This window comes from Paenibacillus sp. GCM10028914 (assembly GCF_042666275.1).
In the GTDB taxonomy this organism is placed as follows: domain Bacteria; phylum Bacillota; class Bacilli; order Paenibacillales; family Paenibacillaceae; genus Paenibacillus_AQ.
In genome coordinates this window covers 742,719-768,789 of record NZ_JBHTFO010000018.1, presented here as the reverse complement: position 1 = coordinate 768,789, position 26,071 = coordinate 742,719, and the positions used below count along the sequence as shown (strand labels likewise).

Annotated in this window: 33 protein-coding genes; 2 read left to right on the top strand and 31 right to left on the bottom strand. The window is 42.5% G+C overall.

Annotated elements, in window-relative coordinates:
- Positions 1-141: 141 nt before the first annotated feature.
- The 10 genes from ACFQV5_RS24205 to ACFQV5_RS24160 form a co-directional block, all read right to left on the bottom strand.
- Entirely contained in the window at positions 142-306 is a 165-nt protein-coding gene (locus ACFQV5_RS24205; RefSeq protein ID WP_379250825.1) for a hypothetical protein, read from the bottom strand.
- Positions 307-381: 75 nt separating this feature from the next.
- Positions 382-1,188: a CheR family methyltransferase gene (locus ACFQV5_RS24200; protein ID WP_379250823.1), complete on the bottom strand. Its 807-nt coding sequence runs from the start codon at positions 1,186-1,188 to the stop codon at positions 382-384.
- A gap of 25 nt (positions 1,189-1,213) precedes the next feature.
- The gene (gene ndk, locus ACFQV5_RS24195) at positions 1,214-1,657 is read right to left on the bottom strand and encodes a nucleoside-diphosphate kinase (protein WP_379251161.1); all 444 of its coding nucleotides are present in this window, start codon (positions 1,655-1,657) and stop codon (positions 1,214-1,216) included.
- Between the two features lie 83 nt (positions 1,658-1,740).
- On the bottom strand, positions 1,741-2,715 hold the full coding sequence (locus ACFQV5_RS24190; RefSeq protein ID WP_379251160.1) for a polyprenyl synthetase family protein: 975 nt from the start codon (positions 2,713-2,715) through the stop codon (positions 1,741-1,743).
- Complete coding sequence (locus ACFQV5_RS24185) at positions 2,712-3,578, bottom strand: menaquinone biosynthesis protein (protein ID WP_379250821.1); 867 nt, start codon at positions 3,576-3,578, stop codon at positions 2,712-2,714. The genes ACFQV5_RS24190 and ACFQV5_RS24185 overlap by 4 nt, the downstream gene beginning before the upstream one ends.
- A gap of 1 nt (position 3,579) precedes the next feature.
- Complete coding sequence (locus ACFQV5_RS24180) at positions 3,580-4,185, bottom strand: UbiX family flavin prenyltransferase (RefSeq protein ID WP_379250819.1); 606 nt, start codon at positions 4,183-4,185, stop codon at positions 3,580-3,582.
- The gene (locus ACFQV5_RS24175; protein ID WP_379250817.1) at positions 4,185-5,057 is read right to left on the bottom strand and encodes a UbiA-like polyprenyltransferase; all 873 of its coding nucleotides are present in this window, start codon (positions 5,055-5,057) and stop codon (positions 4,185-4,187) included. Before ACFQV5_RS24175 ends, ACFQV5_RS24180 begins: the two co-directional genes overlap by 1 nt.
- Complete coding sequence (locus ACFQV5_RS24170; RefSeq protein WP_379250815.1) at positions 5,050-5,808, bottom strand: demethylmenaquinone methyltransferase; 759 nt, start codon at positions 5,806-5,808, stop codon at positions 5,050-5,052. The genes ACFQV5_RS24175 and ACFQV5_RS24170 overlap by 8 nt, the downstream gene beginning before the upstream one ends.
- Before the next feature lie 9 nt (positions 5,809-5,817).
- Positions 5,818-6,687 (bottom strand): heptaprenyl diphosphate synthase component 1, encoded by an 870-nt coding sequence (locus ACFQV5_RS24165; protein ID WP_379250813.1) that lies wholly within the window; start codon positions 6,685-6,687, stop codon positions 5,818-5,820.
- Between the two features lie 111 nt (positions 6,688-6,798).
- Positions 6,799-7,344 (bottom strand): hypothetical protein, encoded by a 546-nt coding sequence (locus ACFQV5_RS24160; protein WP_379250811.1) that lies wholly within the window; start codon positions 7,342-7,344, stop codon positions 6,799-6,801.
- A 177-nt stretch (positions 7,345-7,521) separates the two neighbouring features.
- On the opposite strand from ACFQV5_RS24160, the gene ACFQV5_RS24155 reads away from it, so the two are divergent.
- Positions 7,522-8,883, top strand: coding sequence for a dipeptidase (locus ACFQV5_RS24155; RefSeq protein ID WP_379250809.1), 1,362 nt, complete (start codon positions 7,522-7,524; stop codon positions 8,881-8,883).
- A 52-nt stretch (positions 8,884-8,935) separates the two neighbouring features.
- On the opposite strand, the gene mtrB is transcribed toward ACFQV5_RS24155, so the two are convergent.
- The 21 genes from mtrB to ACFQV5_RS24050 form a co-directional block, all read right to left on the bottom strand.
- The gene (gene mtrB / locus ACFQV5_RS24150) at positions 8,936-9,160 is read right to left on the bottom strand and encodes a trp RNA-binding attenuation protein MtrB (RefSeq protein WP_379250807.1); all 225 of its coding nucleotides are present in this window, start codon (positions 9,158-9,160) and stop codon (positions 8,936-8,938) included.
- A gap of 88 nt (positions 9,161-9,248) precedes the next feature.
- Entirely contained in the window at positions 9,249-9,521 is a 273-nt protein-coding gene (locus tag ACFQV5_RS24145; RefSeq protein WP_379250805.1) for an HU family DNA-binding protein, read from the bottom strand.
- A 253-nt stretch (positions 9,522-9,774) separates the two neighbouring features.
- Positions 9,775-11,253 (bottom strand): stage IV sporulation protein A, encoded by a 1,479-nt coding sequence (spoIVA, locus tag ACFQV5_RS24140; RefSeq protein ID WP_379250803.1) that lies wholly within the window; start codon positions 11,251-11,253, stop codon positions 9,775-9,777.
- Positions 11,254-11,267: 14 nt separating this feature from the next.
- Positions 11,268-11,453, bottom strand: coding sequence for a hypothetical protein (locus ACFQV5_RS24135; RefSeq protein ID WP_379250801.1), 186 nt, complete (start codon positions 11,451-11,453; stop codon positions 11,268-11,270).
- A gap of 308 nt (positions 11,454-11,761) precedes the next feature.
- Positions 11,762-12,427, bottom strand: a complete 666-nt coding sequence (locus ACFQV5_RS24130) for a hypothetical protein (protein WP_379250799.1) — start codon at positions 12,425-12,427, stop codon at positions 11,762-11,764.
- A gap of 114 nt (positions 12,428-12,541) precedes the next feature.
- Positions 12,542-12,898: a 2Fe-2S iron-sulfur cluster-binding protein gene (locus tag ACFQV5_RS24125; RefSeq protein WP_379250797.1), complete on the bottom strand. Its 357-nt coding sequence runs from the start codon at positions 12,896-12,898 to the stop codon at positions 12,542-12,544.
- Positions 12,899-12,929: 31 nt separating this feature from the next.
- Positions 12,930-13,520, bottom strand: coding sequence for a hypothetical protein (locus ACFQV5_RS24120; RefSeq protein ID WP_379250795.1), 591 nt, complete (start codon positions 13,518-13,520; stop codon positions 12,930-12,932).
- A gap of 51 nt (positions 13,521-13,571) precedes the next feature.
- The gene (locus ACFQV5_RS24115; protein ID WP_379250793.1) at positions 13,572-13,751 is read right to left on the bottom strand and encodes a DUF2768 family protein; all 180 of its coding nucleotides are present in this window, start codon (positions 13,749-13,751) and stop codon (positions 13,572-13,574) included.
- A 256-nt stretch (positions 13,752-14,007) separates the two neighbouring features.
- Positions 14,008-14,283 carry a stage VI sporulation protein F gene (locus tag ACFQV5_RS24110; protein WP_379250791.1) on the bottom strand — a complete coding sequence of 92 codons (276 nt, stop codon included), beginning with the start codon at positions 14,281-14,283 and terminating at the stop codon, positions 14,008-14,010.
- A 64-nt stretch (positions 14,284-14,347) separates the two neighbouring features.
- A complete protein-coding gene (locus tag ACFQV5_RS24105) occupies positions 14,348-15,388 on the bottom strand; it encodes an NAD(P)H-dependent glycerol-3-phosphate dehydrogenase (RefSeq protein WP_379250789.1) in 1,041 nt (346 codons plus the stop codon).
- Positions 15,381-16,004 carry a glycerol-3-phosphate 1-O-acyltransferase PlsY gene (gene plsY, locus ACFQV5_RS24100; protein ID WP_379250787.1) on the bottom strand — a complete coding sequence of 208 codons (624 nt, stop codon included), beginning with the start codon at positions 16,002-16,004 and terminating at the stop codon, positions 15,381-15,383. The genes ACFQV5_RS24105 and plsY overlap by 8 nt, the downstream gene beginning before the upstream one ends.
- A gap of 11 nt (positions 16,005-16,015) precedes the next feature.
- Positions 16,016-17,338 (bottom strand): ribosome biogenesis GTPase Der, encoded by a 1,323-nt coding sequence (gene der / locus ACFQV5_RS24095; RefSeq protein ID WP_379250786.1) that lies wholly within the window; start codon positions 17,336-17,338, stop codon positions 16,016-16,018.
- Positions 17,339-17,545: 207 nt separating this feature from the next.
- Positions 17,546-18,772, bottom strand: a complete 1,227-nt coding sequence (gene rpsA / locus ACFQV5_RS24090) for a 30S ribosomal protein S1 (protein ID WP_379250784.1) — start codon at positions 18,770-18,772, stop codon at positions 17,546-17,548.
- 120 nt (positions 18,773-18,892) lie between these two features.
- Complete coding sequence (locus tag ACFQV5_RS24085) at positions 18,893-19,483, bottom strand: lysophospholipid acyltransferase family protein (RefSeq protein WP_379250782.1); 591 nt, start codon at positions 19,481-19,483, stop codon at positions 18,893-18,895.
- Positions 19,484-19,486: 3 nt separating this feature from the next.
- Positions 19,487-20,182, bottom strand: coding sequence for a (d)CMP kinase (gene cmk, locus ACFQV5_RS24080; RefSeq protein ID WP_379251158.1), 696 nt, complete (start codon positions 20,180-20,182; stop codon positions 19,487-19,489).
- Between the two features lie 78 nt (positions 20,183-20,260).
- Positions 20,261-20,542, bottom strand: a complete 282-nt coding sequence (locus tag ACFQV5_RS24075) for a hypothetical protein (protein ID WP_379250780.1) — start codon at positions 20,540-20,542, stop codon at positions 20,261-20,263.
- 57 nt (positions 20,543-20,599) lie between these two features.
- A complete protein-coding gene (locus ACFQV5_RS24070; RefSeq protein WP_379250778.1) occupies positions 20,600-21,253 on the bottom strand; it encodes a flagellar brake protein in 654 nt (217 codons plus the stop codon).
- Positions 21,254-21,395: 142 nt separating this feature from the next.
- Complete coding sequence (gene ypeB, locus ACFQV5_RS24065; RefSeq protein WP_379250776.1) at positions 21,396-22,751, bottom strand: germination protein YpeB; 1,356 nt, start codon at positions 22,749-22,751, stop codon at positions 21,396-21,398.
- Positions 22,752-23,072: 321 nt separating this feature from the next.
- Entirely contained in the window at positions 23,073-23,768 is a 696-nt protein-coding gene (gene prsW / locus ACFQV5_RS24060) for a glutamic-type intramembrane protease PrsW (RefSeq protein ID WP_379250774.1), read from the bottom strand.
- Positions 23,769-23,831: 63 nt separating this feature from the next.
- Positions 23,832-24,443 carry a genetic competence negative regulator gene (locus tag ACFQV5_RS24055; protein ID WP_379250772.1) on the bottom strand — a complete coding sequence of 204 codons (612 nt, stop codon included), beginning with the start codon at positions 24,441-24,443 and terminating at the stop codon, positions 23,832-23,834.
- Between the two features lie 196 nt (positions 24,444-24,639).
- Positions 24,640-25,047 carry a hypothetical protein gene (locus ACFQV5_RS24050; RefSeq protein ID WP_379250770.1) on the bottom strand — a complete coding sequence of 136 codons (408 nt, stop codon included), beginning with the start codon at positions 25,045-25,047 and terminating at the stop codon, positions 24,640-24,642.
- A gap of 93 nt (positions 25,048-25,140) precedes the next feature.
- Between ACFQV5_RS24050 and ACFQV5_RS24045 the strand changes: the two genes are divergently transcribed.
- Positions 25,141-26,031 carry a polysaccharide deacetylase family protein gene (locus ACFQV5_RS24045; protein ID WP_379251157.1) on the top strand — a complete coding sequence of 297 codons (891 nt, stop codon included), beginning with the start codon at positions 25,141-25,143 and terminating at the stop codon, positions 26,029-26,031.
- Positions 26,032-26,071: the final 40 nt, after the last annotated feature.

Below are 26,071 nucleotides of genomic sequence, written 5' to 3'. Positions count from 1 at the left end.
CTTAAACGTTTTAAGACTGTGAATCGCTAAAATCCGTAAATATCTTCTGCTCATTATAGTATAGGTATTCTACTTTGACAAGAAAAGTGGTACACCAAAAACGCTTCCCATCTATCGATGAGAAGCGCTGATCGGCAAATCTTATTTTAGATGACGAGTTGGCCTTTTCCAAGGTCCGCAACTTGCAGTCTGCTGAGGATCCAAAATTGCATTGAGCTGGAAGCTTTCCAGACCAAGAATTTGCCCGCATTCCTGCACACTGAACAATCCGCGCTGGTAGGCGGTAATTACCTTACGTTTATCCATCGATGCTGACCTCCACTTGAATGTTGCAATATCATTCCTATTATCGGATACATAAAGGACAATTATTCAAAAAAATCAGCTTTTCATTTTACGATAGAAGAAAGTTTCTGCAGATTCCAGATCATATTGGCCCGGATTAAAAATCTGCTCGGTACTACCTACAAACAGGATCCCACCAGGTCTTAAGCTTAAAGCGAATTTCTGGTATAACTTATGTTTTGCCTCTTCTGTAAAATAGATCATGACATTTCTGCATACAATCAGATCAAAACCAGTATCAAAACGGTCAGTCAACAAATTTTGCTTCTGAAATCGCACTTCCTTCTTTAACTCATCATTGAATCGGTAAAGGGGACCTTCTTCTGTAAAGTACTTTGATATGACCGACTTGGGCACATCCTTTAGTGACCTTTCCAAATACAGTCCCTGTTTCGCTTTAGCAAGTGCGCCATCATCGATATCTGTAGCGAGAATATTGCTTGATCTAAGCAGATTCTGTTCAGCTAGAATCATAGCGAGTGTATAAGGCTCTTCACCAGTGGAGCATGCAGCACTCCAAATCTTTAATCCTCTGTTCACAGGACTGGTTAACTCAGGCAATATTTTGTCTCGAAGAATTTCCCATCGATTTGGATTTCGCCAAAATTCTGAAACATTAATCGTCATTCGATCGAGAAACTCTTCTAAGAGTATCTTGTCCTTCATCATGCCTTCATAAAATGAAGCAAATGTTTGAAAACCATGCTTCAGTCGCAAGGTCGTCAATCTTCTCTTCATTTGCATTTCTTTATAGTCTGCAAGATTAATACCGGTGCTAGACTCGATACTTCGAATAAATCCGATGTAATCTTGGTCTTGCGGTATATGATCATGTTCTTTCATTTTACCGTCCTATAAGTTATGAAATTTAACACCAAGTAGATATACTCTTTTCGTACTTTACCAGCTCATCTGGATTGAAGAAATTTGCGATTTCACGCTCCGCACTTTCCGGGGAATCCGAACCATGTATCAAGTTATGAGGTGTATGAGCAGCAAAGTCACCGCGGATTGTTCCAGGCAGCGCTTCTTTAACATTGGTCTTTCCGATGACCATTCGGGATAAAGTAATAATCTCATCGCCTTCCCATACCATAGCAAACACAGGCCCAGATGTTATAAACCCTACCAAGTTATCGAAAAAATCTTTGCCTTCGTGCTCCGCATAATGACGTTTTGCCTGCTCATCCGAAATTTGAAGAAACTTACCAGCAACCAGCTTGAAACCTTTGTCTTCCAGTCGACTAACGATCCTTCCGATCAATCCTCGCTCCACACCATCCGGTTTAACCATCAAGAAAGTACGTTCCATTGGCTTCGTCACGCTCCATTTTCATCATTATGATGTATATCGTAAAACGTAAGTTTAACAGAAAGTTTCTTCCAGATTAAAGATTAATATGAACGCTTCGTAACAAAATGAGCAATATCTTTCAACTGTTTTTTGGTCTTATTGTCCGGCAAAGTCTCCAGTGCATCCAGAGCCTTCTGAATATAACGATCAGCTAGTTGCTCGGAACGAGCAATGCCTGCACTGGATTTAATTATTTCAACAGCTTTGCTTACATCGCATTGGCCATTCAATGAATGGATGTGCTTGATTTCTTCCAACAACGTCTCTCTTAACTGCTGTTCCTGAAGAGCATAAATGACAGGGAGCGTAATATTCCCTTGCCTCATATCGCTGCCAGGTGGTTTGCCGATTTGCTTCTCAGTACCACAAAGATCGAGAAGGTCGTCTTGAATTTGAAAGGCCATTCCTACATTATACCCAAATCGATACATGCTATTAGCAATGGTGCGATCCGCATCAGCGGCCATTGCTCCAAGTTGACAACTCACTGCGATAAGCAGAGACGTTTTTCGGCGAATACGGAGCAGATATCGTCTTACATCCTGATCTGTATTGAAAAAATCACGGATTTGTTCCATTTCTCCTATCGACATTTCTATCATTGCTTTCGATAAAATACGATGAATCTCCGGATTGCCTAAATTCGTTGTCAGCATGAGCGCTTTACCATATATGTAATCACCGGTATACATAGCTATACGGTTATCCCATTTGGATTTAACTGTAGGCTTGCCTCTTCTCGTTTCGGCGTCGTCAATGACATCATCGTGTACAAGAGAAGCACTATGAATCAATTCCAGAGGAACGGCAATGTATTTAAGCTTGTCGATATCGTAATTCCCGAATTTGCCGCCCATCAGCACAAAGACCGGACGCAGCCGCTTACCGCCTGCTTTAAGAAGGTGTAGCGAAGTTTCTGTTAACTGCGGGTCATCGCCTTCTATACTGCGATAAAGCTCTTTTTCGATGACATCCATATCTTTTTTTAGTGCTCCGATAATGTCCAGTCGTTTCATTCTTTCACCTGCATCCGAATATGATCTCTCCAAAGTTCTGGTTTTACTTCATGCTGGAGCAAGCCAAGCTCATACGCGTATTTGAAATATAAACGAAGGCCTTCCTGCTGTCGTTCGTTAAAATCATAACATAAGTTATTGAAATATCCTTGCCAATATGATTCAGTACCTCCGATTCGGCTTATCGCTTCTCTTATAATCGGACTAAGATTACGTAAACTTTGTCTTTTACTGTCCTGAAACATACAAGCAATCTCAGCCATAGCTTCTGGATTGTTCTCCGCAGCATTCCGATTAACAGCCCAGACCGCGAAGGTCATGCTATGCCCCGTCCATTCCTTCCACCAAGCACCAAGGTCTGTCACGTGATATTTCCCCTGGTTGTACCATGAAGCTCTAATTGCGTTATCGCCGATGAGTAAAGCGGCATCAGCGTTCTGCATCATCAATTCAAGGTCAGGCTCCATTGTTTTGTATTCCGGAGCTCCACCAAGCGCTTTTTGCATTAAAATTCTCAGCAAGTTGACTGATGTCGCCGATGTGTTCGTAAGCGCGATAGTCCCGTTCTTGAAATTCTCAAGAGGTTCACGGGAAAACAACAAAATCGATTTAACCGGTCCATCAGCACTCACCGATAATTCAGGGAGCAATTGCAGTTTGTCAGCAGCTTCAGCGTATGCGAAGGAGGATAAGGCACCAATGTGGATATCCCCCGTTTTCATCCCTTCATTCAAAATAGAAGGCACTTCGGCCACCATCGTAGCAGGTGTACGGAGTGATTGAGGGTCCACATAATAAAATAATGGCCAAGCATTGGTATAACTTATCTTGCCGATGACGGTCTTCGTGTCTGTTCCCGGCATGTTAGTCACCCCATCTTTTAAACAATTGATGCTCGATCCGAAGGTTATCGAGCACTTTGCCAACTAGAAAATTTACAATGTCATCCAAACTTTGTGGTTTAAAATAAAAGGCAGGCATGGCTGGTATTATTTTGACGCCGAGATTCGAAAGTTTCAGCATATTCTCCAAATGGATCGCATGCAGAGGGGTTTCTCTAGGAACAAGAACTAAGGTTCTTCCTTCCTTCAACATAACATCAGCAGCACGAGCCATTAAATTATCCGACGATCCGTGGGCTACAGAAGATAATGTTCCCATTGAACACGGCATAATAACCATACCTTCCACAAGATACGATCCACTAGCGATACTCGCACCAATGTCCGCGATTGAATGATATCGTACCTTGCCTTTAAAGCCACCAAACTTCTCCTCAAGAACAGCCTCACGGTTTCCAGCGTGCCAATCAAGCTCTTCTTTTAACACGCGCCAGCCAGCATTCGTAATAATTAAGTGTACGTCATAACCAAGTTTTAGTAAACTTTCGGTCAGACGAACACCATATATACTTCCGCTTGCACCTGTGATTCCTACAATCCAGCTTTTTCTCCGGGCTGCTCTATCCATCAGAGATATTTCACCACCAAATCAATCATACTAAAAACAAACAACACGATGCTTAGAGTAATGTTCATTGTGAAGAATGCAGTCTGTAACTTGCTCATATCTTTAGGAGACAATATGTAGTGCTGATAGAACAAAATACCGCAAGCAATAATTGTACCAGCTAAATACCACCAGCTTAGTGGTGTTACCAGCAGCAAGATAATAAAACCAAGAGCGGTAATGACATGGAAGCCGCGTGCAAACCAAAGGGCTTTATTCAGACCGAATCGTGAAGGGATTGAATACAACCCTTCCTTACTATCGAAATCCTGATCCTGACAGGCATAAATCACATCAAAGCCTGCTGTCCAGAACGCCAGTGCCACATAAAAAATAATCGCTTTATAGTCGATTTGTCCTGTAACGGCTACCCATCCACCAAGCGGTGCAAGAGCAGTCGTCAGACCAAGCACAACATGACAAAGCCAAGTGAAACGTTTGGTATAGGAATAAATGATAAGCATAAAAATAGCAATTGGAAGTAAGCGAAATGCAAATGGATCGAGTTCAGCTGTAGCCCAGAAAAATACCCCAAAGGATAAAATTATAAACAGGATAACTTCTATCGGCTTCAGTAGTCCGGCTGGGATTGCTCGTCCAGCGGTTCTAGGGTTCTTCGCATCTATATATTGATCTGCCAAGCGATTTAAACCGAAGGCTGCACTGCGCGCTCCAAACATCGCCAGAAAGATCCAGCCTATATCTCCCCAAGAGGGAAGATGATCAAACACAGCCACAGACCCTAAGAGTGCTCCCATAAATGCGAAAGGAAGAGCAAACAAGGTATGCTCTACTTTAATCATTTCCAGATAAGTTCCTATTTTTTTAAACATCCTGATTCTCCTTGATCCCAATGTGTAAAGCTGCAATACCGCCGGTCAAGGGAAAGGCTTCTACGCGTGTCAGTCCGATGTTACGGAATTCTTCAGCAAGCTCCTCTCTCCCCGGAAAAAGAGCAAGTGACTCTGGAAGCCATTTATACTGCTCGTAACGCTTAGCAACCAATTTCCCCATCAAAGGCAATATCTTCTGAAAATAAAAATAATACAGACCCTTAAATGGTTGCCATGTTGGCTTGGACAGTTCAAGACAAACAACCATACCACCCGGCTTCACAACACGCTTCATTTCATTCAAAACCTGTGTGTAATCAGGAACATTACGCAATCCAAAACCGATGGTCGCGTAATCAAAACTGTTGTCAGCATAAGGAAGACTCATTGCATTTCCTTGTACCAGTGTGATCTGTTTGGATAAACCATTCACATCCACCTTATGTCGGCCGACATTCAGCATATTTTCACTAAAATCAAGTCCGACTATGTGTCCAGATTCACTTGCATTGGCCATGCTGATTGTCCAATCGCAAGTACCGCAGCATAAATCAATGGCTGTGTTTCCATGTTTCATGTTCATCTTCTTCATCGCAAACTTACGCCATAACTTGTGCTGTCTGAAACTCGTAATGTCATTCATGATGTCGTATTTACCTGCGATACTTTCAAATACGGAATGAACATACTCCTCTTTTGGTTTGTTGCTATCATCATGTTTCAATACAGATTCCGCTGAGGTATTCCCCATTCCAATCACCTATCCTTCCCTTACAGCAGCTTGGTATCTGCTGAGCCTTTGGATAAAGGGGTTAAGAATATGTCCGATCTGAGTCGACAGATCCTCCCCATCCAAGATTGTCATTGCTGACTGAACAGTACTTACGGACTGACGCAACTTGTCCAGCAGGTCTTCCGTTGTTTTATATTTCAGCATCAGCTTTTTCCAATCTTTTGGATCCACCCTTTTCAAGGTCAGCATCTTCTTTTCTTCTTCATTGGCCCGTTCCAGCACGTACCAAAAAGCATAACCATGTTTGCCGTCTTCCGGAGAATTACAACGTCCTACTTCGCGCTCAATGGTCTCGCAACGGGTTAACTCACTCATTAATGTCTTCCATATCCCTTGAATTGAAGGCTTGATCAACGGAGTAAAAGAAAGAAACAGCTGCATGTTCAGCTGTACCATGTGACTCAAATATTCTTCTGCTGACAGAAGCAAGCCCTTCATCTTCCCATACAGCTGCATCTTTAAAACGTTGACGTCACTAACTGCCTTACTTAACAAAGCAATCGCTTCTACATCTCCGGTCAGTGCGAGCAAGTTATAAAACCGACTGCTGTAATAATCTCCAGCAAGCACTTTAAGCTGCCGAGCCCGCATCATGGTCTCTCCTTGATTACCAGCTGTCGTATCAATACTTTCATGCGTATCCAGTCCTATCTGAACCAATGAAGTAACTAGCGCATACAGCTCATCACGTTCCGATACATCCCGATCGGAATGTTGTAAAAATATGTATAACAAATGAACGCGAGCATCCGGAAAAACAGGAAGCTCCGTGTGTTTTTGAATCATGTCGTAATTTAAATACTTTTTTGCTATTTCGGGAACGCGATACGGTTTCATCCTCAGCCTCCGTGCACTTGATGTTCTTTAGTCCAGTCGTATTCATAATCTAATCTATTATAACACATCATCCCAGCGCGTACACGCTCGGTGTATACTATTTTACCCCTATCAGCCGCTTATGAATTGCTTCTTCCAAAGATTTGTAAGCGTAAGATGGAGCCCTTGAACTAACCTATCTGAAAATGGCTCATTCTTCAAGCTCTTCAGTTCCATAAGCAGGGAATGATCCCATTCATTTTTCTTCATATTCGCAGCCAGTACCAAATATCGTGATTTTGACCAAGGATCAACGGCTTCAAATCTGAGATACACCTGATTGACATTATCTTTATTTTCAAAGCTGAATTCAAGGATCGTTGCAAGATCTTGATACACAGTTTCAATCGACAGTGGCTCTTCTGTTATTTTCAAATCGAGATACAGGGATCCTCTTTCCCAATCGGCGTGACTGATTCTCAAAACCAGGGGGAGTGCGACAAGCCCATCCACGAGATTTTCGTCTGAGAGCCCCGCAGCATTGTGAGGTACAAAGACAGATATACTCCCCCTTTCCTCAGCACTACTAACCGTATGTATACCAGACAGCAGAAAAAGAGATATCACGGTGATTAATGTCGGTACCCATAATCCTCTGTATTTTATTAAATGATTCATAGCTAGACCTCCCTCTTACCTATAATCATCCACCCTTGCCAAGACCATACCTCATTGTACAAATAAAAAGATCAAGCTATGCCTGTATGTTATTTCACATTTTCGAAAGTAAGAGATAGAATAATAAAGAACTGCATAAACAATGCTATTACATAATAAAAAGGAGGATTTCAAACGATGAGCGTTGATTATAAAGCTTATTTTGCTGAACATCGCGACACACATCTAGAAGAACTTAAGGATTGGTTATCCATTCCGAGCATTTCCGCTATATCAGAACATAAAGGTGACGTTGCCAAGGCTGCAGACTGGCTGGCGGACAAGTTGGTCAAGGCAGGACTTGAGCATGTGGAGATACATCAAACCGCAGGACACCCGATCATTACTGCCGATTATTTACACGCAGAAGGCAAGCCTACCGTGTTAATATATGGTCACTATGACGTGCAACCAGTCGATCCGCTTCATCTGTGGGAGACCCCACCCTTTGAGCCGTCGATTCGAAACGGGAAACTGTATGCACGCGGCGCAACAGATGATAAAGGCCAGCTGTATCTTCATGTCAAAGCAGTGGAAGCCCTTATTAAGCATGAACAAGAACTACCAGTTAATATTAAGTTCTGTATCGAGGGTGAAGAGGAAGTATCTAGTCCAAACTTGCCGCTTTATCTGGAGGAGAATAAAGATAAACTGGCAGCAGACGCTATTCTGATCTCTGACACCTCTTTACTAGCTCCTGGGAAACCAGCTATTTCAACTGGACTTCGCGGTCTATGCTCACTGGAGTTAACTGTTCAGACAGCCAATACAGACCTGCATTCTGGTACATTTGGCGGAGGTGTGCCTAATGCGCTCCATGCTATAGTTTCCTTGTTATCGTCGCTCCATGATGAGCAGGGCCGTGTCAGTGTAAAAGACTTTTATAATGGGGTTCAAGAACTATCACCTGAAATGCGAGAGGAATTTGCAAAACAACAATTCGATGAAGAACAGCTGAAACAAGATCTCAATCTGGATTCTCTCTTCGGAGAAGAGGGATACTCCTTCGTTGAGCGAGTGGGAGCTCGTCCAACACTGGAGCTAAACGGAGTGTACGGCGGTTTCCAAGGTGAAGGAAGTAAGACCGTCATCCCTAAGGAAGCCCACGCAAAAATCACATGTCGCTTGGTTGCTGATCAAGATCCGCAAGCAGTGCTTGATGCGATCGAAGCTCATTTAAAAGCTCATACACCTATCGGTGCTAAGTTAACGGTATCCCCTAAAGAAAAAGCATTCGCATTTAACATAGATCCGTCACATCCAATGCTGCAAAAAGCTGCTGATGCTTACGAAAGTGTATATGGAACCCGTGCTCTGTTTACGAAAGATGGAGGTTCAATCCCTATCGTCGAGAAGCTTTCCAGTACACTAAATGCCCCTGCGGTCATGATGGGCTTCGGTTTACCTGATGAAAACCTGCATGCACCTAACGAGCATTTCAACTTGGAGAATTTTGATCTGGGATTACTAACCCTTGTGCATTATTTGAAAAATATCTAAATCGTTAAAACGAGCAGGCCACTCAAGGATGATTCCTCGAGCGGCCTGCTTTTTATGAACCTGCTTCTATTTTCCCATGCTTGGTCATCACTTCTGCTTTACCTCGGATTTTGACCGCAGAGGTATGATCAGTGAATTGGGCGATAATAACCTCACCTTTGTCGAGTTTCTCGGTATGGTGAAAACGAGTATCCTGCCCACGGGTCAAACCAATCACCTGAACCCCATTTTCCAGAGCCTTAACGACGAAATAATCATCGTTCTTTACATCTTCCATAACCGTGTCCTCCCCCATTCCTATTGGAAAAGAAAAGGCCGTGAACGGATTCACGGGCCTTTTCTTTTTAGGTAATATGTAGAAATCTTTATTTGATTCCGTCTTTGAGCGCTTTACCAGGTTTAAATGCAGGAATTTTGCTCGAAGGGATTTCGATTTCTTCACCTGTTTGCGGGTTACGGCCTTTACGTGCGGAACGCTCGCGAACCTCGAAGTTCCCGAAACCTACCAATTGGACTTTATCTCCGTTTTGCAGTGCTTGTGAAATAGCATCAAAAACAGCATCAACCGCTTTAGTTGCGTCCTTCTTAGAAAGCTCTGTGGATTCAGCCACCTGAGTAATCAGATCCGATTTATTCATTCTTTCACCTCCCCAGTAAGAATGTTTTTCACTTGATATTCACTGTTTCCGTTTTACCGCAAAATATACGTACACCGGGCATTTTTCACCCTTCGCTGCATTCAGATGCATGACGCGGAACAAACTTATAGTAATACAGCCCAATCAGAATTTCAAGCGTTTTACTTCCAGACACGATCAAAACGGCAAAAAACAACCGTAAACAGGCTTGAACAGCCGGTCTACAGTTGTTTTTCCATCATAACGCTATGGACTATAGGATGATTGCAATCAACCCACCCGAACCTTCGTTAATGATACGGCCTAGTGTCTCCTGAAGCTTATAACGAGCATTGTCCGGCATCATGGCAATTTTTCCTTGTATGCCCTCACGGACAATGGAGTGAAGAGAACGTCCAAAGATGTCTGACTCCCAAATTTTAATAGGATCATTCTCAAAGTCTTGCATCAAATAGCGAACCAACTCTTCACTCTGCTTCTCTGTACCGATGATCGGGGAAAACTCCGATTCCACATCGACTCTGATCATATGAATCGAAGGAGCCGTTGCTTTCAATCGAACGCCGAACCTCGTTCCTTGTCGGATCAACTCTGGATCATCCAGTGCCATTTCAGTTAAAGTCGGCGCAGCTATACCATATCCTGTTGTTTTAACCATTTCGAGTGCTTCAGCAAATCTGTCATATTCACGTTTCGCATGAGAGAACTCCTGCATCAGCTGTAACAGATGATCCTTACCTCTAATCTCAACACCAACCACTTCCATGAGGATACGATCATACAGCTCATCAGGTGCAAAGAGATCAATCTCCGCAACACCCTGACCCATATTCATACCGCTGAGACCAGCACGGTCGATAAAGTCATATTCCATAAACTGGCTAACTACACGATCCACATCACGCAGTCTGCGAATATCTTTCACCGTGTCACGAACGGAATTTTCATAGTTGCTGCGGAGCCAATGGTTTTCGTTCAGTACCATAACCCAGCTCGGGAGGTTTACATTTACTTCGTGAACAGGGAACTCATACAGTACTTCGCGTAAAACGCCAGTGACATCATCTTCTGTCATCGTAGCAGCACTTAGTGTCATTACAGGAATGTCGTATTTCTCTGCAAGCTCACTACGCAATTGCATAGCTTCCTCGCCTCTAGGACGAGTAGAGTTAATAACGACTACAAATGGCTTACCTACTTCTTTTAACTCAGCGATAACTCTTTCTTCTGCTTCAACATAAGAACTCCGAGGAATCTCCGCAATGGAACCGTCAGTTGTTACAACAACGCCTAATGTAGAATGCTCTTGAATGACTTTACGAGTACCAATTTCTGCAGCTTCCTGGAAAGGGATCGGCTCCTCGAACCATGGTGTTGAAATCATACGCGGACCATTCTCATCCTCGTATCCCTTAGCACCTTCTACTGCGTAACCGACACAGTCAACAAGACGTACATTCACTTCAAGACCTTCAGTCACATGGATCTGCACCGCATTGTTTGGTACGAATTTCGGTTCCGTTGTCATTATTGTTTTACCGGCAGCACTCTGCGGCAATTCGTCGACAGCTCTTACTCGATCAGCTTCGTTCGTTATGTTCGGAAGCACGACCGTTTCCATGAACCGCTTGATGAAGGTTGATTTTCCCGTCCGGACTGCGCCAACGACACCTAAGTATATATCCCCTCCAGTACGTTCGGCTATGTCCTTAAAAATGTCCACTTTTTCCAAAAGAGATCCCCTCCTCAAATTACTCCGAAGGAAAAATGCTTTAAGAGCATCCGCTTCGTGTTCCATCTCACAGCCAAAGCCATTGCAACAATTGAGCAGCCTTTACCTCGCCGCCAGTAGTCCGCCGCCGGTATCCAAGTGAGATCTGGGAAACGGCAAAGCGGCTTAACTCGTACATGCATTTGGACTAGTATCATCATATGTACCGGGATTCAAAATATGACGGTTGCCCGGATATGTCCGTCCTGTTTTTTTTGTAAATCTTGCCGGGCACCTGTGAAACCCGAACTGAGCTTTCCCATAATGGATATGCTTAGGAGCTTCCGATCATGTCAAAAACTCCAAAAAAATGTCCAAATAAAAAAGACCGCCTATCGTACCCTTCACAAAAGGAAGTGTCAGGTACGAAGGCGGTTCTAATAATTTGCGATATAGGCTTAACAGCTATTTCATTTTAGTAGACGGAACTCTCAATCTTAAAATTGAAATTGATGTCAACATCTTAAAGCTATAATTTGGCTGTAGGTTGTTGGTCCACCCAAAAGTATGGCGCAGATTTTACAGGTACGAAATAAGAAGCTTGTTCCAAATAAATTCTCAAATCTTCATCAGACTTTGGTTTGGCCGTCTCTTTCTCGATCGCCTGCATAATATCAAAGGCATAATCAATATAGACAGTTCCACTTTCATCCATCATAAACTGCACTTCTTGCCCGGAATACACACTTGAGAGTTTTATAGCCTTAACATCCGTCTTTGCAAAATCAACTGCAAAAAAGCCCGGATATAACTCATCTCCTGTCGGAAGTGAACCGTTATTCGCTGTCTTATAACGGTCAACAGACATCTGAACATCATTAACTTTCTGCTTGGTACTCAAATCCATCACCTTAACACTTGGATCATCTTCCTCATTAATAATAAGAAAATATCCACTGCCTCCGTTCTCGAAGGCTGTTTTGGGGATCTCATCGATATATTCCATATTCTTCAGCTTATCAAGATCAACTCTATACTTCTCATAACGTGGAACCTCTTCACCTGCCGTTATAATCGGAAGGATCGACTGCTCATTGAAGAAATCATCCACTGCAGACTGAATGCGCTTAACACTCTCACGATAGGAAACCTGACTTCCTTGCTCATTTTCTTTCTGATACATACAACCTGTCATTAATATCGAAAAAAGCATTAATACGGATATCGAGCATGTGACTTTTGTGAATCTCGCCTTTTTTTCCATACCATGGTGAATATTCCCCTTCAACTTGCATCATCCTTTGCAACGTTAAATAAAATCGTCGTTTTCTCCTCTTCTTGCAGCCTCGAGTTGTTTCCGAATAGCAGCTTTCAAAGGATCCTCGGGGACGGTAACGGACAGATTCCCCGTAATCACGGTCTGACAAGAAAGCCTAGTCCCTTGTTCGATAAGCGAACCCAGTTTTCTACGCTCAGCTTCTTTTGGAGGTAGACAATTCTTGTGATCCCCATCTTGAATCTGAACCTTACACATCAGACAGCCCATTTTACCACCACAGCGTGTGGGGATTTTTATTCCTGCTCGCCTCGCCGCATCCAGAACATAGGTGTTCGGGCGAACCTTAATTTTCTTACCTACAGGCTGAAAAGTAACTTCAAAGTCCACCTTAGCCCCTCCTTCTGGAAATATTATGTTTCTAAAGTGTAATTCCTGTTAAATCTTGAATTAAAGACAGATGTGAATGACTCCATTCATTCTGAGACACAATTTCCTTCAGAAGCTCTGAATGACGCTCAGGCTGTTGTCTTATTACTTCTGCTATAGCTACATATCGGTCTTCCCTCTCTCGAAGGACGTTAAACACAAGTTCATGAGAAAGCGGCATTAGACGGAATGACACATCTTGAATCGTATTCCTAGGTGCCCAGTTATACAAGAGATCATCAATCTTCACTTCATAAACGGACCCGTGTGAAGTAATTTTAAATCCACCAACTAATTCAACTGAATAATCATGAATCTGATAATGACTTAGCACAGATACATACATTCCCTCTTCATCTAAGCGAGGTGTATCTTTCGCCCATGTGTCCAATTCACGATGTAGTGCTGGTATAGCGTATGTATCCGCATAAACATCTAAATCACGGGGCTCCTTATTTAGGCTAACCCCTTGTAAAAGCAGGCTGCAGCTACCACCTAACAGCCAGATCGAATCTGCCCGATTTAGTGATTCAGCAGCGACAAAAAGTGACTTTTTTAACTTCTGCGAATGATCCAGTCTCATGTTTCACCTCATATTTCATCACGTTTCAAGCCACCTGAAGGAAACATTCAACTACGTAATTGATGCCAATCCTGCAACGAACCCGATAATCATCATAAAAAACGCGACGGTCGATAACCCCATTCGTATAACGCCTTTCGTCTTACTTCGAGCAACGGTAACGAGAACAACAGACAAAGCCATAATTAACAAGGCAATCATAGATAGCCACATTTTTTGCATTGGATCCATGCCACAACCCGCTCCAATCTATCGACAAAATATTTCAACCCATTATATCACGAAATCATTCAGCTCTCACATAAGAAAAACGTCTATCGACGTAATTTCACAGAAGACAGACCGCATTTAGCGGAAGTTTTTCTTGCGAGATAAGGATGACATAACTCTGAAATATATACTTTCTTATCTCTTCAAAAAAAAGAACAAAAGGTGATATTCCCCAAGGGAACTAACCTTTTGTTCTAATCTTCGGACAGAGTATGTCCTATTTACTCATCATCATTTTCATCAGTGATTCCATATTACTAGGATTCATTCCGCTTTTCTTCACAGCACCTATAATTTCCTGAATTGTCTCTTCGCTAACAGGAACGTTAGCCATAGCGGAAACTTGCTTGATCAGTTGACGGAGCTGGGCTTCATTCTGCATCGTAGACGGCTTTACCGTTCCAGCTAGCTTTTTGACAGCCCCTGATGATATTTGTTTTCCGCTCTTTTTATTTATCGCGTTCAGCACATCTTTGGGAAAGTTTTTGCTCATTTCTACCCCTCCTCCGGCAATCTTCATATCAATATATGAAGTTGGAGGTTAGATGGTGAATAAGCTAGGTATGCCACTGTTCCCAAATTTCTTGCGACATTATTTCCATTTCTGTCTTTGGATCACGTCCCATTAGCGCTTCTACAGCTATCCTAGGGTCACGATCCATAAACAGCACATGATACAACTGATCAACTATAGGCATCTGAACGCCAAGCTTCTCAGAGATTGCATACGCTGCCTTGGTCGTTCGGATTCCTTCTACAACCATGCCCATAGATTCCAGTACTTCATCTAGTCCTTTACCTTGACCTAAGAGTGATCCTGCACGCCAGTTACGGCTATGGCGACTTGTCGCTGTAACAACCAAATCACCAATGCCAGCAAGCCCTGCAAACGTAAGAGGATTGGCTCCCATCTCTACTCCAATTCGAGATATTTCAGCAAGCCCACGTGTTAACAGTGCTGCTTTGGCATTGTCACCGAAACCCAGCCCATCTGACATTCCAGCACCTAGTGCAATAATGTTTTTTAGAGCACCTGCTAGTTCCACGCCAATCATGTCCCGGTTCGTGTATACACGGAAGTAAGAATTCATAAATAGATCTTGTGCCTTTGCTGCCGCTTGCCCATCAGAAGAAGCTACCACAACGGTTGTCGGGCATTTTCTGATCACTTCTTCCGCATGACTTGGACCAGAAAGGACAACAATATTTCCTTCTTTACAACCTAGCTCTTCAGCAATAACAGTGGACATCCGCTTCAAGGATTCAGTTTCAAACCCTTTCGTCGCATGAATGAGCAACATGTCTTCATTCCAATATGACTTAAGCTGTCTAGACACTTCACGCATCGCAGATGAAGGTGCAACAATGATAATCGCACTTGCTCCATCAACCGCTTCTTTCATGTCCGTCGTTGCTCGCAAACGAGGTGACAGCTTGATATCCGGTAAGTAACGACTATTGGTATGCTCCTCATTCAGTTCCCTAGCCTGCTCAAAGTTCCGCGTCCAGAGAGCAACTTCTAACTCATTACTAGCCAGTACACTGGCAAGGGCCGTTCCCCAACTGCCAGCGACCAGTACAGCCACCTTGTCAGACAACGCGTTCCCCCCCTTTTTGCTTTTTACCAGAGCCAAGTTTATTCTCCCGCCCCTGAGCAAGTTTGATTATGTTGGTACGATGTCGCCAAATAGCAAATATACATATAATCAAGCTAGTCCAGAATAACGGCCAAGGATATTTCATCCACACCAGAAAAACAGGTGTTAGTGAGACAAAAATAAGCGATCCCAGTGAAACATAGCGAGTAAATACGATAGATAGAATCGCAATAATTCCTGCATAAAGTGCTGGTAAAAAGCTGATCGTGGCCAATACGCCAATTGCAGTTGCTATACCTTTACCTCCACGGAAACGAAAATATAAAGGCCAATTATGTCCTGCAATGGCTGCAATACCACAAATTCCAGCCATCCACTCATTATCTCCACCAAGCCACTTTCCGATCCACACTGCCGCGATGCCTTTAAGTACGTCGAGGGCTAGCACTAGAATAGCTGGTCCCTTCCCTAGGACACGAAGTGTATTCGTTGCTCCGGCATTCCCACTGCCGTGCTGGCGAATATCAATCCCTTTAAGAAACTTCGCCAGCAGTACGCTAAAGCTCACTGAGCCCAGCAGGTAACATAATATAATCGCTACGATCTTTAGAACCAAGCTACTCTCCCCTAACTCTCATCAGACTTACGCCGTGTAAATATACGTATAGGTGTCCCTTCAAAGTTAAAAGCTGCACGTATTTTATTCTCCAAATAACGTTCATAGGAGAAGTGCATCATCTCTGGATCATTGACGAATACAACCATAGTTGGTGGTTTGACGGCAACTTGAGTTACATAATTAATCCGTAATCTTCGTCCTTTATCCGTCGGTGGAGGATTAATCGCGACTGCATCTGACACGACATCATTCAGCAAGTGAGTCTGCACACGAAGTGTATGTTGCTCAGCAACATGTTTCACAACAGGCAACAGCTTCTGCAAGCGTTGTTTAGTTTTAGCAGACAAGAACACTACTGGCGCATAAGTCATGAATAGGAAATGATCTCGAATTTTATTCTCAAAATTCTGCATTGTTTTATCGTCTTTCTCAACGACATCCCATTTGTTCACGACAAATACGGAAGCTTTACCTGCTTCGTAAGCATACCCTGCAATATGTTTGTCCTGCTCAATAATTCCTTCTTCACCGTTAATAAGTACAAGAACTACATCAGCTCGTTCGATTGCACGCATCGCACGCATTACACTATATTTCTCTGTCGTTTCGTAAACCTTACCCCGTTTACGCATCCCAGCAGTATCGATGAGTACGTAGCGCTGGCCATCCTTCTCAAAAGGTGTGTCAATGGCATCGCGAGTCGTACCCGCAATATCACTAACAATAACACGCTCTTCACCGAGAATCGCATTCACAAGGGAGGATTTACCGACGTTTGGTCTGCCGATCAGCGCAACCTTAATAACATCATCATCATACTCATCATCGGTTAAATCAGGTAGGCTATCAACTACGGCATCAAGCAAATCACCTATGCCTGTACCATGGCTTCCTGATATGCCAATCGGATCGCCAAATCCGAGGCTATAAAATTCATAAATATCCTCTGCTCTCTTCATATTGTCCACTTTGTTTACAGCCAGAACAACTGGCTTACCAGAGCGGTACAATATTTGTGCAACTTCTTCATCGGAACCAGTAACGCCCGATTTCGCATCACACATAAATACAATCACATCCGCTTCTTCAATAGCCAATTCAGCTTGTACGCGAATGGATTTCAAAATCATATCATCGCCATCAATCTCGATTCCACCAGTATCGATCACACTGAATAGTTTACCGTTCCACTCAGCACCACCATAAATTCGATCACGTGTAATCCCAGGTTTATCTTCAACGATGGCTAGTCGATCGCCGATCAATCGATTAAAAATTGTCGATTTACCGACATTTGGCCTTCCGACAATAGCCACTACGGGTCTTGCCATATTCACTCCTCCTGTCAATGCTTACGATTATCATCATAGCAAAAAACGTTACAATTGGCTAACGTTTCATCTTTAGTTTCTAATAGTTTCATTCCCTACTTACTGTTTATGTATGCAGAGAAACTTAAAAAACAAACGGCGAACCCAATACTGGGTCCGCCGACTTATTTATGAAGGGTCATCTGACCGGTCATTCGTTTCGGGGGCTTACTTGAATTTGCTCAATTTATCGCCGAAACGTTCTCCGAGCGTTACACTCATACCTTGGTTATTCAAAGATACGTTCGGATTGTCTTTCAAGTCAATTTTAGGGCCTTTGGACTGTTTTTCAGCTCTTGGAGATGGAGCAGCAGGTGCTTCTTCAGTCTCTTTAATGCTCAGGCTCACACGCTTTTCATCCGAATTGATGTCAAGAATTTTAACCTGAACTTCTTGACCTTCTTTAAGAACTTCTTGCGGAGTTCCAATATGCTTATGGGAAATTTGAGAAATATGCACCAGACCTTCTACACCTGGAGCCAATTCTACAAATGCACCAAAGTTAACAAGACGTCTAACTTGGCCAGTTACAACATCACCTGTATGGAATTTTTCAGCAGCTGTTTCCCAAGGACCTGGTTGTGCAGCTTTAATACTGAGGCTGATTTTTCCTTTTTCAGGATCAACCTTCAGAACTTTAACGGAAACCTTGTCACCTTCAGAAAGAACGTCCGATGGTTTGTCAACATGGCTCCATGCAATTTCAGATACATGAACAAGACCGTCCACGCCACCAACATCAACAAATGCACCAAATTGAGTCAAACGCTGAACAGTTCCTTCCAGCACTTGACCTTCTTGAAGATTAGCCATTACTTGTTGCTTGTTAGCTTCAAACTCTTCATCCAAGACATCCTTTTGGGAAAGGATCACTTTATTGTTCTCGCGATCAAGTTCTTTAACTTTCACACGAAGTGTACGGCCTTTGTAATCGCTGAAATCTTCAACGAAATGACGTTCAACCATAGAAGCTGGAATGAAACCACGAGCACCTACGTCAACGACCAATCCACCTTTAACAACATCAGCTACAACAACCTCAATGATTTCTTGATCAGCAAATTGCTTTTCAAGTGTTTCCCATGCGCTTTCAGTATCAATTGCGCGTTTGGAAAGAACGAGGCTTTCCTTGTCGTCATTAATGCTGACAACTTTGCATTCTACTTCTTGGCCAACCTGAACTGCATCAGATGCGTTATCCAATTGAACTGCGGACAACTCGCGAACAGGAATTACTCCGTCATATTTATATCCAATGCTTACATAAGCTTGGTTATCCTCCAGTTTGACGATCGTCCCTTTCACAGTGTCCCCTTTTTTCAAGGATACGATTTGGTCCAGTTGATCTTGACTTTCTGTTTCTACAACTTCTTGATTTTTTGTTTCTTCCGACATGTCAATTACCTCCTCAATTCAAACCCCATTTATTTAAACTCGCATATTGCGAAGTTCAAAACATAATTGTTGTAATAGCTTTCCATAATGTTCATGTATTTTATACATGTAACTATTACATCACTTCTCAGTCGGCTTTCCTGTTCGCCGCATTTCATTAATCTTTTTCATGATAAGTGCAGTGACTTCATTCAGGGCCTCCGGCGATTTATTATCTTCGAAAGAAGATAAATCTATTGGAGCTCCATAAATAATTTTAGTTTTTCGGAAAAGTTTGTAGTCGCCGATAATAGCAGCTGGAACTACCGCAGCGCCGCTACGTAATGCAAAGCTTGCCGCACCACGCTTGGCCGCTTCCGCATCCGAGTTCCGTGTTCCTTCCGGAAAGATACCCATTATTTCGCCTTGACGTAAGATTTTCAATGATGTCTTAATTGAATCCTTACTCACCCCGCCGCGTTTCACAGGAAACGCACCGAGCTGATGAATCAACCAACCGAATACCGGAATCTTAAACAACTCAGCCTTGGCCATAAATTTGACCTGTCGCTTCACATGGATGCCAACCGAAATCGGATCCCTAAGGCTGGTATGATTAGCACAGATCAGTACTCCGCCTTCCGCAGGAATGTTATGTACGCCAACAGACTCAAACCGATATAACACAGCGAACAAACCGCGAACCACCGCTCTGCAGAACACATAAATCATGTCTTATTTCTCCCCATCCATTTGAGATATACAGTAAGAAAGTATCGTATCTACAACTTCTTGAATCGTCATCTGCGTCGTATCCAATACGATAGCGTCCTTGGCACAGCGTAGTGGCGACACCTCACGTTCCTCGTCTAGGCGATCGCGTGTCGCGATATCCAATTCAAGTTGTTCAAGAGATACTCCTTCGGCTTCACTCAATTCATTGAATCGACGGAGAGCACGTTCCTTAACACTGGCTGTCATGAATATTTTGACTTCAGCATCTGGCAAAACCGTAGTTCCAATATCGCGTCCATCCATTACAACACCTTTACGCAACGCCATCTGCCTTTGTAAATCAACCAGTTGAGTGCGAAGATCTTCGATTTGAGCATACCGTGACACCTCAGAGCTAACATGATTAGAACGGATGTAAGGTGTAACATCCTCTCCATTCAATAGCACCTTCTGGCCATTTTCATGTGGTATTAATTCAATCACCATATTTTGTGCGATTTGAAGCACCTTTTCGGAATTTTCTGAAGAAATCCCTTTTTTTAGCATCAACCACGTTACTGCTCGATACATGGCTCCGGTGTCAACATAGATGTACTGGAGCTTGTTCGCCACCATACGAGCAACGGTACTTTTCCCTGCCCCTGCAGGTCCGTCGATGGCAATATTTATTTTGTCATTCATACCAGTCCCCTGCATAACCACCGGGGCATTCCTCCTCAAACTGCGCCTCAAGAAAAAAGCAGGCTTTGCCTGCGACGAGAAAATTATACCACACTAACTAGAGTGATGCAAAAAGGAAGACTTCTTTTCATCTAACCAATCCTTTACATTTCGTGCATCCATGGGCACTCCTTCCATACGATAAACCGGCGAAAGGAAAGGCCGAATGCAATCAATATGTAGAAGCAGTTGGATAACTAGAAAGCAAAGACCTAGCCAAAGAAGACTCTTTAATAGCAAATTGCCCAAGTAGTCTATATTTTGATAAAAATGAGGCACAATTACTTCATCCTTATCTGTCAAAATTTCAAGTTCTTCACGCTCCGATATACTCATAAGAAAAACCACCCTAACCTTTTCAGATTAGGATGTCATTCTAGGTTCCAAATTATTCTATCGATTCCTGAAATCAAATTGTCTTTCAAAGCAATAGCGTATTAATTTTTGTCTCTCCATATCAACAATACTGTTAAACTTGAGCATAATTAATTTTCGCCCATTGAGAAGATCTTTAACTCTTACCACTTCACTCTCAAAAGGCACATGCTCAACAGAGCCGTTCTTATATGGAATAAGCAGCCAACAAGATAGAAGATCACCTTCGACAATTATCTGATCCGGCTCAGCATAAAAGGATACGCCTCCACCACCGACATCCTCTGTCTTGGATATGTATTTTTTCCCATCCTTAAAGCCCAATGCAATTTCCAATTCAGCTTGGACACGCAGAAAACTTCTTCTTTGGATTTTAGATATTTCCTCCATATCCGGTTTACGAATTCTCACTTGCCGAATGACATCATCAAAAAAACCTAAGACATGTGTATTAAAATAATTCTTGACCCCTCCTTCAGTTAAGAAGTAAGCAGAGAGTTCATCTCCCATATATAACTTCTTCAAACGACCTGTCCCTTCATGAAGAGGCACTTCCATAAAAATAGAGTCTTCCGTAATTTCCGATATTCTAGACTTGTAAACATGTTTAGCTTCTTTCTCATCACCGTTATCTACCTGGATAAATAATACTTCATTAATTTTAGGATACAAACCCTTCACCTTCTAATTGGATAATATCAACAAGAATTATTATAACATGCAGCCTAGGCGAAAAAGTCATAAATTCTTCTTATAACGGAAAAACGAGTCTCCTAAGGAGACTCGTGATCACGCAACTTCTTAAATCCTATTATCATCCAATATCGGCGTCAGTATCTCTGATTACCTCAACATTTTCTTCAAGCCCTGTATCCGCATTGATATAAATTCGATACTGAGCCCCATTAATGTTTCCACCGATTTCATAACAGAGTGTATCCTCCGCCCGATCGTTTTTGATTAAAGCTTTACGGTTATATGTTTCTTGAAAATCCTTGTTGAGCACCTTTCTAGCTTCTTGAAGACTCAGTTTCGCACTTGGAATATCTCGATTATCTTTATGCTCGTAGATAAACTCATTGGCTTGGAATCCAATAACTTCACCATTATCGAGAGCGGATCTAACCATCATTTTTTCAGGATAAACAAGCACTCCATCCTGTTCTCGAACAAACGTGAAGTTTACCAGGTTATCGTACGAATCCGCATTAACTGCTTTCATATTACGATAGCCTTTATTTGCAAGAAATTCCCCGGCTTTATTCATAGCATCATTAACAGATACTTTTTTCGCTCCAACCTGGCGATCTTTCGTAAAAGAAGTCAACAAGCCGCCTTTACGGGTAAAATCCATACTAAGCTGGTTGCCCTCTGGTGACTGAACTTTAGCCGTATAGGACTCCCAGTCTGTCCCTTTACCATTCTCAGTTACTTGGCAGCTAGCATTTTCACCTACGTCTGCGAACTTTAGAGCTTTACGCCTAACATCATTTTCCGTTACCGGTACTCCAGACAGCATCTTCACTGAACGTTGTTCATACATACTGCTAACAGAAGGTCCCCAATCGAGTTCTGGGTACGTTTCAATCTTTTTATTCACGCCATGCAAGCCATCTATAATCTCGTTGCCAGACTGATCAACATTTTTTATCGCAGTCGTTGTATCCACGTCAAGCCAGCTGAGATTTTTGGTCAATACCGTATTTTGAACCTTAGAAAGATCTTTCGTAATTTCACCACAGTTAGCGTATAAAGTCTTTAAAGTGTTGACTTCGCTTTCACTCAATGGTTCTTTAGTCATGTCACGGACACCTGCTTTATAGGCAAAGTTTGCGATCCGTGTGAGAAACTCTTCCGTTTTACTGAAAGGCATCATCGCGAGCGGAAGTTGGTTGAGTTCACTTTGAGCTTCACTAGAAAGCCTCCACACGTTCATCAACCCTTTACGATGCATTCCTTGCGATGTTGAGTTCACCGCTAATGTGTTTCCAATCTCTCCGTGAATACGGTCCATATGAAAAGACAAATCGTGGAAAGCCCGTTGGTACTGGTTCTCTGCCTTAATCTGAACGGTATTTCGCTCTTCTTTCATTTGGTTACCCCACATAAGTGATCCGATCAATAAAATAGAGACCACAGGGAACAATACGGCACTAATACGTTTATACATGTGTATTTAATTCTCCTTTCTTCTATTCACCTGCCGTTAGTTTGACTAGAAGAAAGAAGTCTTATGCATTGTTTATAAAACATGACTATTTCGGGTGTGATTTACATGTCTTCCTCAATTTCGAACCGATTCTCATTATTACAAAGACATTGTTTAAACCCTGTCTCTATACGCCCGTGCTCTTTCCTGCCCCGTAGAATATATCTTTCCCCGCATTCTTTACAACGAATTTTCACTTTTATACGCACAAAAAAAGACACCTCCATCGTTCTTCCCTGGCTCACAGCCAAGGGTCTCTACAATGAAGTGTGTCCTTATATGTTAGGTCTTAACCTCTTCATCTCGCTTAATAATGCGAAAAGGAGAGCGGTTATTTGCCCTAGAAATCTTACCCATCCCTCCATACCAAAGAAGAACCATAAGAGGAACGATAAACCACAGCCAATATTGAGATATCATATTGAGGATCAAATCGTAAAGTCCGTGCCACATCCAAGGAAGAAGAAAGGACAGAAGCAAATAGACTCGATTTGATTTGCCACCTGAGAATTTCGCATGACCAAAATAGTACCCCATGATGATGCCAAACATCGCATGTCCTGACACGGGCAGTAAGGCTCTAATTAACATGGGACCAAACGCAGCCTGACTGTACCATGCGTACATAATATTCTCTACCGTTGCAAAACCAAGTGAAATTGCTGTCGCATACAGTATGCCGTCATACGGTTCATCAAACTCTGTATGGTTAAAAATTAGATGGTACAACACAAACCACTTCAACAACTCTTCTACACCCGCTGAAATGATCAAAGATTCGACCACCGGGTTGTCGCCCAGCCATAATATCATTCCCCGCTGCAATATCATTACGGGAAAAACGATCAAAAATCCGAGTAGAAATACTTTAACCACAATATGCAGCGGTTCTTGATCATACCTATCCTTTAGGTAAAAATATGTGAGCAATGCGAGACCCGGCGCCAAAGCAGACGCTATGATCGAGAACACCAGCACCGAAATCCCCCTCTATTAGTTGCGGGCCTGTAGTCCGGCCATCAAGCATGCCCACACTTGCATTTATTTACTGCGTTCAAAATGGATACAAATGTTCTCGACCGCCTGCTCCGGCATGACGACCTTTCCATATTCCTCCAGAACAGCTTCTGTAACCATAGATGAATTACCAAATTCAGCAAGCAAGGCTTTAACTGTAGCCTGCTTCTCATTGCTAAATTCCTCGGAATCCATCCATAAAAACCATTTATCCAAATAGTGATAGAGCGTGCCAGCCCCGTCGACTAAATCGTTCAACATATGGGCGGCTTCTATTAGCATCTCAAAATCGTTAAATGCATAAACGATGCTGCCGCTTTGTTCCAAAGTTACTTCCATTTCATAAATCTCATCTGGCATTTCATCTTCAGACAAGCCGCCGAAATGGTGATCGTATTTTCCTCTCGTTACAATAACCACCATACCTTGGGCGGGTAATGCAAACACTTCAACCGCTAAAGGCCCTGTGGCATCAAATCCGAGTTCACTGTAGGCTTGATCCATCATTTCTGTAAACAGGTCATATACTTTTGGTATTTCCTGCCACATCTCATCCTTCTGGATTCCCCGCTCACTCAGATCGTCAAACGTGAGGAAAATCCGTATCTTATCTTGACTCAAGCGTTCTATTTTCATGACAGGATCCTCCTCTATAAACAAAAAAGTTATTACAAGTTATGATTCTTGGATGATGACGTGCTAAAAATGGTTGTATATTAATTATTTTATCATTTAATACCCACAAATGCACGTAAATATGTACCATAAAAAAAAGAATCATTCCAAGGGATGATGCTCTACCCTAAGAATGATTCGAAATTGTCTAAGTTGTTTACAAACCCGGTATAACCGTATGAGTTTCTTTTAAAATTTGTTCAACTTCGTGCTTTACATCCGGGTTACTGCGAATGAAATCCTTTAATTGTTTTAGGTTGGCAGTTTTCGAATGAGTCGATGTCTGTCCCCCATGTTGATTTTCCGCTGAATGACTGGATGAATCAGGCCCGCTTGAACTGGGACGCACGCTTTCTTGGCGGTTACCACCTTGGTTTGGCTTAGAATGATTGGAGCTACTTGAGCTGTTTGTGTAGCCTTTCATCATGTCTTTTGCCGTATTCGCTAATTGCCCAATATCAGTCCCCTTCACCATCGAAGAGAATGCCATACCGCCTTTACTGGAGATCATACGGTAAACAGCAATACCGACAATCGCTCCGTATATAAACGCCGAAGTTCTCACAAATATTACCTCCTTCTATGATAAACTCATACGTAGTGTTCACTGGCTTCTACAAACTCATGCGCAATAATTACAGGAAAGTGAGATGGAATGATGGTTAAAAAGACAACCGTGCTGCTTCTAGCAGTCAGCTTAGTCCTCAGTGCTTGTGGACAAAATGATATTAAAGAGTCGCCAAAGACAGCAAATGAAAACAAGGTCACACCGAACACACCAAGCGAGGATAACCTTAGTACCAACGAAGAATCTCCTAGCAGTTCTGATGAAAAAACAGATGACAAACCCAATAATCAGGACGACTCAAGTAAGGACGAACCGAAGGAACCATCCACCCAAGCTCCTGTTCAACCCCAATATCACATGAACAAAGTTTACAATATCGTGCCTAATGAAGAGTCTACTCAGAAGAAAATTGTGCTGTTAACATTCGATGATGGACCTAAAGATGAAAGCATGATTAACGGTCTTATTGATACTTTGGACAAACATAAGGCCAAAGCTATTTTTTTCGTGAATGGATACCGTGTTAAACAAAACCCAGATCTTTTAAAGCTAATCCATGATCGTGGACAGATTATCGGAAATCATAGTTGGGACCATATTGATCTTAAAAAGGAAAGTCAACAGGAAGTAAAAAAACAAATTGAAGATGTTCAGAAAATCGTCATGGATACCATCGGGGAAAAACCTAAATTTTTCAGGCCTCCATTCGGTTCGGGTGGGGAACAAGTTAAGAACATTGCGAAAGACAACAACTTATTATTTATGACATGGTCAAACGGTTCTCTAGACTGGGATAGCAAGAGTAAAAACAATCCCGAGGCAGTCATTAATAATGTCATCGAACAGCTTCACCCAGGTAGTAATATTCTTATGCATGAACTCCCCTGGACCGTTGAAGCCCTAGATACACTTTTAACCAAGCTTGAGAAGAAAGGTTATGGTTTCGTTGATCCTCTGGACATTGAACCAACAATCCGATAAATTATGGGCGCTAATTCATACATGTAAAAATGAAAAAACC